Below are 13,496 nucleotides of genomic sequence, written 5' to 3'. Positions count from 1 at the left end.
GCATACCCGGCTGGTGGCCGCGGGGAAGAGGGGCTTATTAACCCTTGGCCGAATGGATGAGGCGACCGAGGCGTGCGGCGGTGGCCGCCGCATCACCGGCCGGGTCGTTGAAGAAGGCGGAGAGCACGTCCATCAGGGCCTGTTGCAGAGGGGTGGGCAGGGCCATCCCCTCGGCGATGCTGGGAAGCAGGGTGCCCTCCTGCTGCGCCTGCCGGAAATCCTGGTGAGAGCGGATGGCACAGCGGTCGAACCCCTGCATGGGCACCTTCTCCAGCGCCGGGATCGACCCCTTGGCCTGGTTGAAGCTGGCCTGGAACGCCGGGCGCATGATGAGCTCGGCCAGTTCGCTCTGGGCCTGCAGCTGTGCCGGATCGCGCACCTTGAACATGGCAATGGAGTCGATGTTGTAGCTGAAGAGCCCCTGACTGCCCGGGGCCGGCTGACAGAGGATATCTTCGCCGGGGCGGTAGTTGCCGGCGCTCAGCTCTCCCTTCACCCAGTCCCCCATCACCTGCATGGCGGCACCACCGGTCTCCAGCAGGTTGGTGGCCTGATGCCACTTGAGGGTCACGAAGCTGGAGGGGACGAAGGCCCTCAGCTGGCGAAAGCGGTTGAGTACCCGGATCATCTCGGGTCCGGTCAGGGTTGCCGAGTCGAGCTGGAGGAAGGCCTTGCGGTAGAAGTCCGCTCCCCCTTCGCCGAGGGCGACCGATTCAAACAGTACCGCCAGTTGCCAGGGTTCGTTGCCGATGGCCAGCGGGGTGATCCCCTTCTCCTTCAGTTGCTCTGCCACCCTGACCAGCTCGCCCCAGCTCTCGGGCACGGCGAGCCCCTGGGCGGCGAAGAGGCGGTGGTTGATCCAGAGCCAGTTCACCCTGTGGATGCCGGTGGGCACCGCCACCAGCTGGCCGCCCGGGCTCAGGGTCTGGCGCACCACGGGTGGCATGGCCTGATACCAGCCCAAGTGTTCGGCCATGGGGTCGAGGTCGCGCAAGAAGCCAAGACCGGCCCACTCGCGCAGCTCTATCCCCTTGAGGTGGGCGGCCTGGGGCGGATTGGCCGCCAGGGCCCGACTCTTGAGCACCGTCATGGCGCTCTTGCCACCGCCCCCCTGGATGGCGAAGTCCTGCCACTGGTTTCCCTCGGCCTTCCACATGGACTTGAGCACCTCGACGGCGCGCGCCTCGCCTCCCGATGTCCACCAGTGCTGCACCTCCACCTGGGAGGCGAGGGCGACGGGGGAGAGCAGGGCACACAGCAGGGGGGTGAGGGTCGTCTTCATGATCATTGTCGCGGCAGGGAGAGGGTGGCCTGCAGGCCACCGTTGGGACGATTTTCCAGCACCAGATCGCCCCCGTGGGCGTGGGCTATGTTGCGGGCGATGCCGAGCCCCAGGCCATTGCCCGGTTGCTCGGTATCGAAGCGGTAGTAGGGCTCGAAGATGTGTTCGAGCTGCTCCTCGGGCAGGCCGGGGCCCTCATCCATGATGAAGAGGATCAGCATCTCGTCGTCGTCGAAGATGATGATGCGCACCTTCTTGCCGTACTTGATGCCGTTGTCGATCAGGTTGGCGATGCAGCGCTTGAGGGCCAGGGGTTTGCCCCGGTAGCCGTGTTTGCAGCGTCCCTCTATGGTGAGCCGCTCCTCGCGCAGGTTAAGGCTCTCGGCCAGCTGGTCGAGCATGCCGTCGATGTCGATTTGCTCGATATTTTCGTGGATATCGGTGTCTTTCACCGTCTGCAGTGCCCCCTTCACCATCAGCTCCAGCTCGTCGAGGTCTTTGCTGAACTTGGTGATCTGCACCTCGTCGTCGAGCAGTTCGACCCGCAGCCGCAGTCGGGTGATGGGGGTCTTGAGATCGTGAGAGATGGAGCTGAACAGTCGCTCTCTATCGTCGATATAGCGCCGGATCCGGTGCTGCATGATGTTGAAGGCCCGGGTGGCCGCCACTATCTCGGAGGCCCCCTCCTCCTTGAGGGAGGGTTGGTCGATGTCCTTGCCCAGGTTGGCGGCCGCCTTGGCGAGGCGGCGCAGGGGGCGGGTCTGCCAGCGCACCAGCAGGAAGGTGAAGAAGCAGAGAAAGACCGTCATCAGGGCGATGAAGCGCACCTGGTTGGCGGGCATGACGGTGTCGTCCAGGGTCATGTAGGGGGCCGGCAGCAGGGCCGCCAGATAGAGCCACTCCCCCTCCTTGATCTCGATCTGAATCACCAGCACCGGTGGATTGATGGGCTCCAGCGACAGGGTGTAGCGAGCCCAGGAGGAGGGGAGATCCGCCAGCAGGGTATCGTTGTTGAAGACGTGCAGCTCCTCGGGGCGGGAGAAGTCCACCTTGATATCCATGGTATCGGTGAGCTTGCTGTCCAGTATGGTGCGCAGCTCGCCGAGCACGACGGCCTTGCGCTCGCTGTCGGGGATGGAGTTGACCCGGATCTCCTCCTCGTTGAGCGACACGAAGAAGCGGCTGCCCCCCATGTTGCGCAGCTGATCCAGCGCTATATGCCGGTACTGCAGGGGGAGCGACTTGAAGAAGCTGACGGTGGAGGCTGCCGACATGGCCAGGTTGCGGGTGGTGCTGAGCATTCCCTCCAGCTCCCGCTTCTGGATCTGCTGCATCCAGATCCCGGTGAGGATGGTCTGGGAGAGCAGGATCGCCAGCAGCAGGAGCAGCAGCATGCGCGACAGCAGGGAGCGCGGTACCAAAGGAGACCACCACCGTTTGGCGTTCATGCGTCCTCGAACACCTCGGCGATCAGCATATAGCCGCTGCCACGAATGGTCTTGATGATGCGCGGGCTCTTGCCGTTGTCGCCCAGTTTCTGGCGCAGTCGGCTGATCTGCACGTCGATGCCGCGCTCCATGGGCAGGCTCTCGCGGCCACGGGTGGCGTCGGAGATGGTATCGCGGTCGAGCACGGCCCCCGGCTGCTGCAGGAACATGGCCAGCAGCATGAAGTCGCTGCCCGACAGATCGAGCTTGCTGCCATCCTCGTGGGTGAGTTGGTGGCTCAGGGTGTCCAGGGTCCACTCGGCGAAGCGCAGCCGGCGCGGCAGCTCCTTCTCCTTGACCTCGGGCTGGCGGAACTCGGCCCGGCGCAGCAGCGCCTTGATGCGGGCTTGCAACTCGCGCGGGCTGAATGGCTTGGCGATGTAGTCGTCGGCACCCAGCTCCAGGCCGATGACCCTGTCGGTCTCGTCGGAGGCGGCGGTCAGCATGATGATGGGGACCTGGGAGTCGCGGCGGATCTGTTGGCACAGGGTGAAGCCATCGTCCCCCGGCATCATGATATCGAGGATAATGAGATCCGGGCTATGCTGGGCCAGCTGGCGACGCATCTCGTTGCCCTCGGCGGCGGTGAGCACCTCGAACCCGGCGCGGGTCAGGTACTCGTTGAGCAGCTCACGGATTTCCTGATCGTCGTCGACGATCAGCAGCTGTTTGCTCAGTGACATAGGTGTGTGCATCCATTTTTTTGTGCAGATTGAACCCGTCGGGGGCACAAAAAGCAAGCAGAGGGGGGTGCGAGTGTGAGTCGCTGGGCACTCCTTATGCGTATAGCCGTAAAATTGGCGATAAAAAAGGCCGGTTGATAAACCGGCCAATAAGGCGCATGGATCCGCGTGTTACCACTGTGTCGGGGCACCGTGTTGCCCCGCACATGACTCAGATGCGCTCAAACACGGTGGCGATCCCTTGACCCAGGCCGATGCACATGGTGGCGACCCCCAGGGTGGCGTCCTTCTCCTCCATCAGATTGATCAGGGTGGTGGAGATGCGGGCACCGGAGCAGCCGAGGGGGTGACCCAGGGCGATGGCGCCGCCGTTGAGGTTCACCTTCTCGTCGACCTGATCCAGCAGGCCGAGATCCTTGACGCAGGGCAGGGACTGGGCGGCGAAGGCCTCGTTGAGCTCGAACAGGTCGATGTCATCGACGGTCAGACCGGCACGCTTGAGGGCCTTCTGGGTCGCCGGTACCGGGCCGTAACCCATGATGGCGGCGTCACAGCCGGCCACCGCCATGGCACGGACGCGGGCACGGGGGGTGAGGCCGAGGGCACGGGCGCGATCCAGGCTCATCACCAGCATGGCGGCGGCGCCATCGGACAGGGCCGAGGAGCTGCCGGCGGTGACGGTGCCGTTGGCCGGGTCGAACACAGGGCGCAGCTGGCCCAGGGTCTCGATGGTGGTCTCGGGGCGGATCACCTCGTCATAGTCGTAGAAGAAGCGGGCGCCGCTGGCATCGTGCCCCTCCAGCCCGACGATCTCCTTGGCAAAGCGCCCTTCCACCGTGGCGGCGTGAGCACGCTGGTGGGAGCGGGCGGCGAAGGCGTCTTGCTGCTCACGGCTGATGCCGTGCAGCTTGCCGAGCAGCTCGGCAGTCAGCCCCATCATGCCGGAGGCCTTGGCCACCGATTTGGCGAGGCCGGGGTGGAAGTCGACCCCGTGGCTCATGGGCACGTGGCCCATGTGCTCGACACCGCCGATGATGAAGATATCGCCGTCACCCACCTGGATGGCGCGAGAGGCGTCGTGCAGCGCCTGCATGGAGGATCCGCACAGGCGGTTGACGGTGACCGCGCCGACCTGCTTCGGAATGCCGGCCAGCAGGGCGGCGTTACGGGCGATGTTAAAGCCCTGCTCCAGGGTCTGCTGTACGCAGCCCCAGTAGATGTCCTCGATCTCGTTGGGGTCGAGGGCGCCGTTACGCTTGAGCAGTGAGCTCATCAGATGCGCGGAGAGATCCTCGGCGCGCACGTTGCGAAAAGCCCCGCCCTTGGACCGCCCCATGGGGGTCCGGATACAGTCGACAATGACTACGTCTTTCATGAATGGGTCTCCTTTCCGCAATCAGTAGAAGGTCTTGCCCTGGGCCGCCATCTCGCGCAGCTGGTTGCTGACGCGATAGAGGGGGCCCAGATCCGCGAACTGGTCGGCCATGGCCACATAGCGATCCAGGCCCATGGTGTCCAGATAGCGGAACACGCCGCCGCGGAAGGGAGGGAAGCCCAGACCGTAGACCAGGGCGATGTCCGCCTCGGCCGGGGTTGCGATGATCCCCTCTTCGAGGCAGAGCACCACCTCGTTGATCATGGGGATCATCATGCGGGCGATGATGGTCTCCTTGTCGAAGGCCTGCTGTGGCTTGGCGATGGGGGCCAGCAGCTCGTAGGCCGCGGCGTCGGCCACCTTCTTCGGCTTGCCCTTCTTGTCGGCCTCATAGGCATAGAAGCCCTTGCCGTTCTTCTGACCGAAGCGGCTTGCCTCGTACATGACGTCGATGGCGGTACGGCCATCCTTGGTCATGCGGGTCGGGAAGCCCTGGGCCATGACATCACCGGCATGGTGACCGGTGTCGATGCCGACCACGTCCAGCAGGTAGGCCGGGCCCATGGGCCAGCCGAACTCTTTCTCCATCACCTTGTCGACGGCGGCGAAGTCGGCGCCGTCGGCGACCAGCTTGTTGAAGCCGAAGAAGTAGGGGAACAGCACCCGGTTGACGAAGAAGCCCGGGCAGTCGTTGACCACCACAGGGGACTTGCCCATGGCGGCGGCATAAGCCACCACACGGTCGATGGTTTCGTCCGATGTCTGCTCGCCACGGATGATCTCTACCAGGGGCATGCGGTGCACCGGGTTGAAGAAGTGCATGCCGCAGAAGTTCTCGGGGCGCTTGAGCCCCTTGGCCAGCAGGGAGATGGGGATGGTGGAGGTGTTGCTGGCGAGCACGGCGTCGTCACCGAGAACGGCTTCCACTTCGCCCAGCACGGCGGCCTTCACCTTGGGATTCTCGACCACGGCCTCGACCACCAGATCCACGCCCTTGACGCTGTCATAGCTGAGGGTGGGGGTGATGGCGGAGAGCACCTGGCCCATCTTGATGCCGTCGATGCGGCCCTTCTCGAGCTGGCCGTTGAGCAGCTTGGTGGCCTCACCCATGCCCAGCGCCAGCGCCTTCTCGTTAATGTCCTTCATCACAGCCGGTATGCCCTTGCTGGCAGACTGGTAGGCGATACCGCCCCCCATGATGCCGGCGCCGAGCACGGCGGCGTGGTTGGTGGCCTTGCTCGCCTTCTTGGCGGACTGCTTGGCCAGAGCCTTGATGTGCTGGTCGTTCAAGAAGATGCCGACCAGGGCCTTGGCCACGTCGGTCTTGGCCAGCTTGATGAAGGTGGCGGCCTCGGCGGCCAGCGCCTCGTCACGGCCCATGCCGGCGGCGGTCTCTACCGTCTTCACGGCGGCCATCGGCGCCGGATAGTGCTTGCCCGCCACGGCGGCAACCATGCCGGCGGCGGTGCTGAAGCTCATCATGGCCTCCAGCCTGGAGAGGCGCAGGGGCGCCTTCTTGGCGGCGCGGCGGCCCTGCCAGTCGAGCTTGCCGTCGGCGGCGTCCTTGATCATCTGTACGGCCGCGGCGGTCAGGGCGGCGGGGGCGACCACGGCGTCTACGGCGCCCACCTTGAGGGCGTCATCGGCGCGGTAGTCTTTACCTGTGGTGATCCACTCCAGGGCGTTGTCGGCGCCGATCACCCGCGGCAGGCGCACGGTGCCGCCAAAGCCCGGCATGATGCCGAGCTTGGTCTCGGGCAGGCCGATCTTGGCCGTGCTGTCGGCCAGGCGGAAGTCGGTGGAGAGGATGGTCTCGCAACCGCCGCCCAGGGCATGGCCCTTGATGGCTGACAGGGTCGGCACCGGCAGATCCTCGATGGCGTTGAAGATGTCGTTGGCCTTCTTCAGCCAGCCGAGCAGCTGTTCATCCGGCAGGGCGAACAGCTCGAGGAATTCGGTGATGTCGGCGCCGACGATGAAAGCGTCTTTGCCGGAGGTGAGGATCAGGCCGCGCAAGTCGGTTTGTTGCTGTAATGCGCTGATCGCTTCGCTCAGGGAGAGCAGGGTGGCGCGATCGAGTTTGTTGACTGAACCCGGTGCGTCGAACCTGAGTTCGGCAATGCCGTCTTCCAGGTAGCGGACCGACAGGGTTTCGCCTTGGTAGATCATGAGGGTCTCCTTGTTCCCGGCGGGTTGCGGGGATGGCTCCTTGTTCTCCCCCTGAGGGGACGCAGCTCAATATTGATCCAATGCTCGACATTTTCAACACCTATTTTAAACATTCGTTTAACACTGTTTGGTGTAAAGGCTCTAGTCGTGCGGATCCCATAAAAAAACGGCGCACACAGGCGCCGTCATCAGATTGTGAGCGGGATCAACTGGCCAGCTCCTGGCGGTCACGGTATTCATCCAGCACCTCTGGGTTGGCGAGGGCATGGGTGTTCTTCACCGGCCTGTGATGGACCACCTCCCGCACCGCCAGCTCGACTATCTTGCCTGACTTGGTGCGCGGAATGGCGCTTACCTGGACGATGCGGGCCGGCACGTGGCGCGCCGTGCAATGGCTGCGCACCTGCTGACGGATGCGATCGCGCAGGGCATCGTCCAGAATCAGGCCATCGCGCAGGCGCACAAACAGCACCACCCGCTCGTCCTGCTGCCACTGTTGACCAATGACGATGCTCTCCTCCACCTCGTCGAGCTGCTCCACGTAGCGGTAAATTTCGCTGGTGCCGATGCGCACGCCGCCCGGGTTGAGGGTGGCGTCGGAGCGGCCATAGAAGAGGATGCCGTCGTGCTCGGTCAGCTCGATCCAGTCCCCGTGACACCAGACGTTGTCGAAGCGCTCGAAGTAGGCGGCGCGATACTTGTCGCCGCTCTCATCTCCCCAGAAGCCGATGGGTTGGGCCGGGAAGGGCTTGGTACAGACCAGCTCGCCCTTTTCACCCTGCACCGGCTTGCCCTCGTCGTTGAACACCTGAACCGCGAGGCCGAGGCCACGGCCCTGGCTCTCTCCCCGGTAGACCGGGCTCATGGGGTTGCCGATGGCGAAGCAGGAGCAGATATCGGTTCCCCCCGAGATGGAGGCGAGCTGCACATCCTGTTTGATCTGTTGATAGACGTAGTCGAATCCCTCGGGAGAGAGTACCGAACCGGTGCTGCAGATGAGGCGCAGGGCGGGCAGGGCATGGGTGTGGATGGGGGTATAACCCTGCTTGTGCAGGGCATCAAGATACTTGGCCGAGGTGCCGAACAGGGCGACCTCTTCATCCCGGGCCAGATCCCACAGCACCTTGCCATCCGGGTAGAAGGGAGAGCCGTCAAACAGCACCAGGGTGGCGCCGGAGGCGAGTGCGCTCACCAGCCAGTTCCACATCATCCAGCCGCAGGTGGTGAAGTAGAAGACCCGTTCTCCCGGCTTGATGTCGCAGTGGAGCTGGTGTTCTTTGAGATGCTGCAGCAGGGTGCCGCCGATGCCGTGCACGATACACTTGGGCTTGCCGGTGGTACCGGAGGAGTAGAGCACATAGAGAGGATCGTTGAAGGCGCGCTCGGTGAAGGTGAGCGGGGGAGCCTCTCCCTGTTGCAGCGCATCCCAATCGACCCACTCCCGGGGGGACTCACTCAATCCCAGCAGGGGAACCATCACCACCCGGCGCACGCTGTCGATGGCACGGACCACCTCGGCTACCTTGTCGCGGATGTCGATGGCCTTGCCGCCATAGCGGTAGCCGTCGCAGGCGATCAGCACCACGGGTCGGGTCTGGCCGAAGCGCTCGATGACGCTGGCGGCCCCGAAGTCCGGGCTGGTGGAGGTCCACACCGCACCCAGGCTGGCGCTGGCCAGCATGGCGATCACCGTCTCGGGAATGTTGGGCAGGTAACCGGCCACTACGTCGCCGGGCTGCACCCCCTCGGCCCGTAGCCAGTGGGCGAGACGTGCCACCGCCTGCTGCAGCTGGTGCCAGCTGAGGGTACGGCGGGAGCCATCCTCGAGTCGGCTGATGATGGCCAGGCTGGCATCGTCCCGACGCAACAGGTTTTCGGCGAAGTTGAGGCGGCTGTCGGGGAACCAGCGGGTGCGGCTCATCTCCTGGCGGTTCTCTGCGACAGTATTGCCCAGACGCCCAACCACGCCGCAGTGCTGCCACACCAGGGGCCAGAAGCGGGTAGTCTTCTCGACTGACCACTGCCACAACTGTGGATAAGTACTCAAATTGAGTCCATGGAAGCGATTTACCTGCTCCATGAAGTGATACATGTTGGAGTGGCGGATGCGTTCCGGGCTCGGTTGCCACAGGCTGGCGCTGTTCATGAGAGATCCCTTTCTCGACGGTCTGGCTGCAGTTTATCGATTTGTTTTTCATTTGTTAATGAATCTGGTTTTCCGCAGGGGCGGGAAGCGTCACCTTTGCGTGACATCACGAACCGGTGGCGCGGCGGGTCGAGCCTGTGCCATCAAGATGTTATGCTGGTGTGATTGAACCAGCCGGAGCCCGATCCATGAGCAGCTACAGCCAACTCTATGCGCAACATATCGAGACCCTACAGCGGCGTACCCGCGACATCCTCGCCCAACAGGGTCTGGAGGGGTTGGCCATCCACTCCGGCCAGTGCCTGCGCATCTTCCTCGATGATCAGGATTACCCCTTCAAGGTGAACCCTCACTTCAAGGCGTGGCTGCCGGTGCTGGACAACCCTCACTGCTGGCTGCTGGTCGATGGCCACAGCAAGCCGGTGCTGCTCTTCTACCGACCGGTCGACTTCTGGCACAAGGTACCGGATCTGCCAACCTCCTTCTGGGTCGAGCAGTTCGATATCCGTTTCCTGACGCGCCCCGAACAGGTCGCCGATCACTTGCCGGCCCAGCGCGGACAGTGGGCTTATCTTGGTGGTCATCTGGAGGTGGCCGAGCTGCTGGGGTTTAGCCAGCCCAATCCGGAGGCCGTGCTCAACTATCTCCACTATCATCGCGCCTACAAGACCGACTACGAGCTCGAATGTCTGCGCGAGGCCAACCGCATCGGTGTACGCGGCCATTTGGCGGCGCGAGATGCCTTCCTGGCCGGAGCTTGCGAGTTCGAGATCAATCTGGCCTATATGAAGGCGGTCGGGCAGGGGGCCCTGGATGCCCCCTACGGCAATATCGTTGCCATCAACGAAAACGCGGCCGTGCTCCATTACACCCACCTCTCGCATCAGCGCATCGCCGACGTGGATCGCCACTCCTTCCTCATCGACGCCGGGGTGGACTTCCACGGCTATGCCTCGGACATCACCCGCACCTGGGCCTGGCGCCGTGGTCTGTTTGCCGACCTGGTCGCCGCCCTCGAGGTGCAGCAGCAGGAGATCATCGGTGAGATGCGTGCCGGTCTGCGTTATACCGAGCTGCATCTGCAGATGCACAGACGCATTGCCCGCCTGCTCAAGGAGTTTGAGCTGGTCGAGATGTCGGCCGAAGGGGCGGTGGAGAGCGGGATCACGGCCGCCTTCTTCCCCCACGGGCTGGGCCACCATCTGGGGCTGCAGGTGCACGATGTGGGTGGATTCATGCAAGACGAGCGCGGTACTCACCTGGCCGCCCCCGAGGCGCACCCCTTCCTGCGTTGTACCCGGGTGATGGAGCCACGCCAGGTGTTCACCATCGAACCCGGCCTCTACTTCATCGACTCTCTATTGGCCCCGTTGCAGGCCGGCGAGCACGGTCGTGCCATCAATTGGGACAGGGTGGAGGTCCTGCGTCCATGTGGCGGCATTCGTATCGAGGACAACGTGGTGCTTCATGAACACGGGACCGAGAACCTGACCCGTCAGGCCGGCTTGTGAGCGGCTACCCCATACCCGGGGAGGCGGTGGAGTGGAGCGAGGAGATCAAGAAGAGTCGCTTTATTACCCTGCTGCGCCACACTCCGGATATCGACACGGCTCGGAGCTGGATTGCCGAGGTGCGGGCCGCCCATCCGGTAGCCCGGCACCACTGCTGGGCCTATGTTGCAGGAGCCCCCGACGACAGCCAGGTCTATGGCTTCAGCGATGATGGCGAGCCCTCCGGCACGGCCGGAAAGCCCATGCTGGCCCAGCTGATGGGCTCGGGTGTCGGGGAGGTCTGCGCCGTGGTGGTGCGTTACTACGGTGGCGTTCTGCTCGGTACCGGCGGCCTGGTCAAGGCCTATGGGGGCGGCGTTGGTGCGGCCCTGAGGCAGATGCCAAGAGCATTCAAACGGGCCATGGTCTCGACGGCGTTGGTGTGTGATTACGGAGACATGGCGCTTATCGAGTATCTACAGGGGCAGTTTGACGGGGTGACCGAGGTGGCCGACTACGGCGCCCGGGTCAGCCTGCGGCTCGCCTGGCCCGACGATCTCCTGCCTCACGTCATCGCCTCACTGACTGAGCGCAGCCAGGGACGGCTTCTCCTCACTACCTCATCCTGAATCGTCACCGCACTGGAGGAATGTTTCCCGAATGCAGTTTCGGAGCCTGATCCGTATCGTCGGTCTGCTGGTCGGCATCTTTAGCAGCACCATGCTGCTCCCGGCCCTGGTGGCTTATCTCTATCGTGATGGGGGAGGGATCGAGTTTGTGCTCGCCTTCTGCCTCTCTCTGGCCATCGGATTTCTGCTCTGGTTCCCCAATCGCTATCAGAAGCGGGAGTTGAGGGCCAAGGAGGGCTTTCTCATCGTCGTCCTCTTCTGGACTGTATTGGGCAGCATAGGTGCCTTGCCCTTCCTGCTGGGAGAGGTGCCGGCCATGACGGTCTCGGAGGCCTTTTTTGAATCCTTCTCGGGGCTGACGACCACGGGGGCGACCGTGTTGACCGGGCTCGATACCCTCCCCAAGGCCTTTCTCTTCTATCGGCAACTGCTGCAGTGGCTTGGGGGGATGGGCATTATCGTGCTGGCAGTGGCAATCCTGCCGTTGCTCGGGATCGGCGGCATGCAGCTCTACCGGGCCGAGATACCCGGACCGGTCAAAGATAACAAGGTGACACCACGCATCGCCGAGACCGCCAAGGCGCTTTGGTACATCTATCTCTTGATCACCATCCTCTGTGCCCTGGCATTCTGGCTTGCCGGCATGGATATGTTTGATGCCATCTGCCACTCTTTCTCTACCGTGGCGATCGGTGGTTTCTCCACTCATGATGCCAGCATGGGTTACTTCAACAGCCCGGCGATCAACCTTATTACCGTGGTGTTTCTGCTGATCGCCGGGGTGAACTTCAGCCTGCACTTTGCGGCTTTTGCCCATGGTCCAACCCGGCTGGGAGTCTATTGGCGGGATCCCGAAGTAAAGGTCTTCCTCGGGGTGCAGCTGGTGTTGACCCTCATCTGTTTCCTGATCCTGGTCGATCACAATGTCTACGGATCGGCGGGGCAGGCTCTGGACCAGGCGCTGTTTCAATCGGTCTCCATCTCGACGACGGCCGGTTTCAGCACCACCAGCTATGCCGAATGGCCTCTGTTCTTGCCTGTGCTGCTGATGTTCTCCTCGTTTATCGGTGGCTGTGCCGGTAGTACAGGGGGGGGCATGAAGGTGATGCGCATCATGTTGTTGCACATGCAGGGGATGAGAGAGCTCAAGCGCCTGGTTCACCCCAGGGCCGTTTATCGGCTTAAATTGGGCAATAAGGCGATCTCGGAGCGCGTGATTGAGGCCGTCTGGGGCTTCTTCGCCGCCTATGCCACTATTTTCGTGCTCTGCATGTTGGGACTGATCGCCACCGGTATGAGCGAACTCACCGCCTTCTCCGCGGTCGCTGCCACGCTCAATAACCTGGGGCCGGGTCTTGGCGAGGTGGCGCTTCACTTTGGTGAGAGTACGGCTGCGGCAAAATGGATCATGATCCTGGCCATGTTGTTCGGCCGATTGGAAATTTTTACGCTTCTGGTACTGTTTACTCCAGCATTCTGGCGTAGTTGAGGTAGCTGATGGATAAGGTTTTGGTGCTTTACTCTTCCCGGGACGGTCAAACCAAAAAGATCGTCGATGTCATGGCCGAGGAGATGGCAGGCCACGAAGTGGTTATGATGGATCTGCATGCCATGCCGAAGTGCAACTTGAGCAAGTATGCCAAGGTGCTCATTGGTGCCTCTGTTCGCTATGGCCACTTCCACCCCAGCTTGATGGGCTTCATCTATGCGCATCAGGAACAGCTTGAGGTAGCCAATGCGGCCTTCTTCTGTGTCAACCTCACGGCCCGTAAGCCGGAGAAGGCGACGCCGGCCACCAACGCTTATATGAAGAAGTTCCTGCGCCAATCGCCCTGGAAACCCAAATTGCTCGCTGTCTTTGCCGGGGCCCTTCTCTACTCTCGCTATAACTGGTGGCAGACCCTGATCATTCAGCTCATCATGAAATTGACCGGGGGGAGCACGGACACCAGCCGTGATATCGAGTTTACCGACTGGCCCCAAGTTCGTGCCTTTGCCCGAGAGTTTATGACCCGCCGGTGAGGCGAAAATCGGCAAGTTGTCGAAATAAAGAGCATTCGAGTGGCGTTTTCCATAAAACGCCATTTTTTTGCAAATTTCCCCTTGCCAGCCGAACTGAACTCCCTATAATGCGCCTCCGTCGACAGGGCAACGCCGCCACAGCAGCGAGCCGGTCGATGGGTGAAAAAGCCTTGTAAAATAAGGCTTGACTCACCGGGCGGGAAGCGTAGAATG

11 protein-coding genes are annotated in these 13,496 nt (G+C 62.7%); 4 read left to right on the top strand and 7 right to left on the bottom strand.

What is annotated here, in order from left to right; translation table 11 throughout:
- Positions 1-37: 37 nt before the first annotated feature.
- The 6 genes from AB5Y48_RS11835 to AB5Y48_RS11810 form a co-directional block, all read right to left on the bottom strand.
- Entirely contained in the window at positions 38-1,282 is a 1,245-nt protein-coding gene (locus AB5Y48_RS11835) for an ABC transporter substrate-binding protein (RefSeq protein WP_368164576.1), read from the bottom strand.
- Positions 1,283-1,284: 2 nt separating this feature from the next.
- The gene (locus tag AB5Y48_RS11830; protein ID WP_050665366.1) at positions 1,285-2,730 is read right to left on the bottom strand and encodes an ATP-binding protein; all 1,446 of its coding nucleotides are present in this window, start codon (positions 2,728-2,730) and stop codon (positions 1,285-1,287) included.
- Positions 2,727-3,452, bottom strand: a complete 726-nt coding sequence (locus AB5Y48_RS11825) for a response regulator (protein ID WP_050665367.1) — start codon at positions 3,450-3,452, stop codon at positions 2,727-2,729. Before AB5Y48_RS11825 ends, AB5Y48_RS11830 begins: the two co-directional genes overlap by 4 nt.
- Before the next feature lie 211 nt (positions 3,453-3,663).
- Entirely contained in the window at positions 3,664-4,848 is a 1,185-nt protein-coding gene (fadA, locus tag AB5Y48_RS11820) for an acetyl-CoA C-acyltransferase FadA (RefSeq protein WP_201785119.1), read from the bottom strand.
- Positions 4,849-6,996 (bottom strand): fatty acid oxidation complex subunit alpha FadB, encoded by a 2,148-nt coding sequence (fadB, locus tag AB5Y48_RS11815; protein ID WP_136612623.1) that lies wholly within the window; start codon positions 6,994-6,996, stop codon positions 4,849-4,851.
- 205 nt (positions 6,997-7,201) lie between these two features.
- Positions 7,202-9,142 (bottom strand): acetoacetate--CoA ligase, encoded by a 1,941-nt coding sequence (locus AB5Y48_RS11810; protein ID WP_368164573.1) that lies wholly within the window; start codon positions 9,140-9,142, stop codon positions 7,202-7,204.
- Between the two features lie 188 nt (positions 9,143-9,330).
- Here AB5Y48_RS11810 and pepQ point away from each other — a divergent pair, with 188 nt between their 5' ends.
- From pepQ to hemG, 4 genes are read left to right on the top strand one after another with little or no spacing between them, the layout of a single operon-like run.
- Positions 9,331-10,653, top strand: a complete 1,323-nt coding sequence (gene pepQ, locus AB5Y48_RS11805; protein WP_050665371.1) for a Xaa-Pro dipeptidase — start codon at positions 9,331-9,333, stop codon at positions 10,651-10,653.
- On the top strand, positions 10,650-11,261 hold the full coding sequence (locus AB5Y48_RS11800; RefSeq protein WP_368164572.1) for a YigZ family protein: 612 nt from the start codon (positions 10,650-10,652) through the stop codon (positions 11,259-11,261). The genes pepQ and AB5Y48_RS11800 overlap by 4 nt, the downstream gene beginning before the upstream one ends.
- Before the next feature lie 31 nt (positions 11,262-11,292).
- Complete coding sequence (locus AB5Y48_RS11795) at positions 11,293-12,750, top strand: TrkH family potassium uptake protein (RefSeq protein WP_050665373.1); 1,458 nt, start codon at positions 11,293-11,295, stop codon at positions 12,748-12,750.
- 8 nt (positions 12,751-12,758) lie between these two features.
- On the top strand, positions 12,759-13,283 hold the full coding sequence (gene hemG, locus AB5Y48_RS11790; RefSeq protein ID WP_050665374.1) for a menaquinone-dependent protoporphyrinogen IX dehydrogenase: 525 nt from the start codon (positions 12,759-12,761) through the stop codon (positions 13,281-13,283).
- On the opposite strand, the gene AB5Y48_RS11785 is transcribed toward hemG, so the two are convergent.
- Positions 13,267-13,496: hypothetical protein (locus AB5Y48_RS11785; protein WP_368164570.1), on the bottom strand; the 230-nt coding region annotated here is incomplete at its 5' end. The genes hemG and AB5Y48_RS11785 overlap by 17 nt on opposite strands.

This window comes from Aeromonas sp. R6-2, assembly GCF_040908155.1.
Taxonomy (GTDB): Bacteria; Pseudomonadota; Gammaproteobacteria; order Enterobacterales; family Aeromonadaceae; genus Aeromonas; species Aeromonas schubertii.
Note: the sequence above shows the minus strand (reverse complement) of the source record. Positions and strands in the feature narration are given on the sequence as shown.

Coding starts and splice junctions, on each gene's coding strand:
- AB5Y48_RS11810 (WP_368164573.1), bottom strand. CDS start 9,142: ATGAACAGCGCCAGCCTGTGGCAACCGAGCCCGGAACGCATCCGCCAC.
- AB5Y48_RS11825 (WP_050665367.1), bottom strand. CDS start 3,452: ATGTCACTGAGCAAACAGCTGCTGATCGTCGACGACGATCAGGAAATC.
- hemG (WP_050665374.1), top strand. CDS start 12,759: ATGGATAAGGTTTTGGTGCTTTACTCTTCCCGGGACGGTCAAACCAAA.
- AB5Y48_RS11830 (WP_050665366.1), bottom strand. CDS start 2,730: ATGAACGCCAAACGGTGGTGGTCTCCTTTGGTACCGCGCTCCCTGCTG.
- AB5Y48_RS11795 (WP_050665373.1), top strand. CDS start 11,293: ATGCAGTTTCGGAGCCTGATCCGTATCGTCGGTCTGCTGGTCGGCATC.
- AB5Y48_RS11835 (WP_368164576.1), bottom strand. CDS start 1,282: ATGAAGACGACCCTCACCCCCCTGCTGTGTGCCCTGCTCTCCCCCGTC.
- pepQ (WP_050665371.1), top strand. CDS start 9,331: ATGAGCAGCTACAGCCAACTCTATGCGCAACATATCGAGACCCTACAG.
- fadB (WP_136612623.1), bottom strand. CDS start 6,996: ATGATCTACCAAGGCGAAACCCTGTCGGTCCGCTACCTGGAAGACGGC.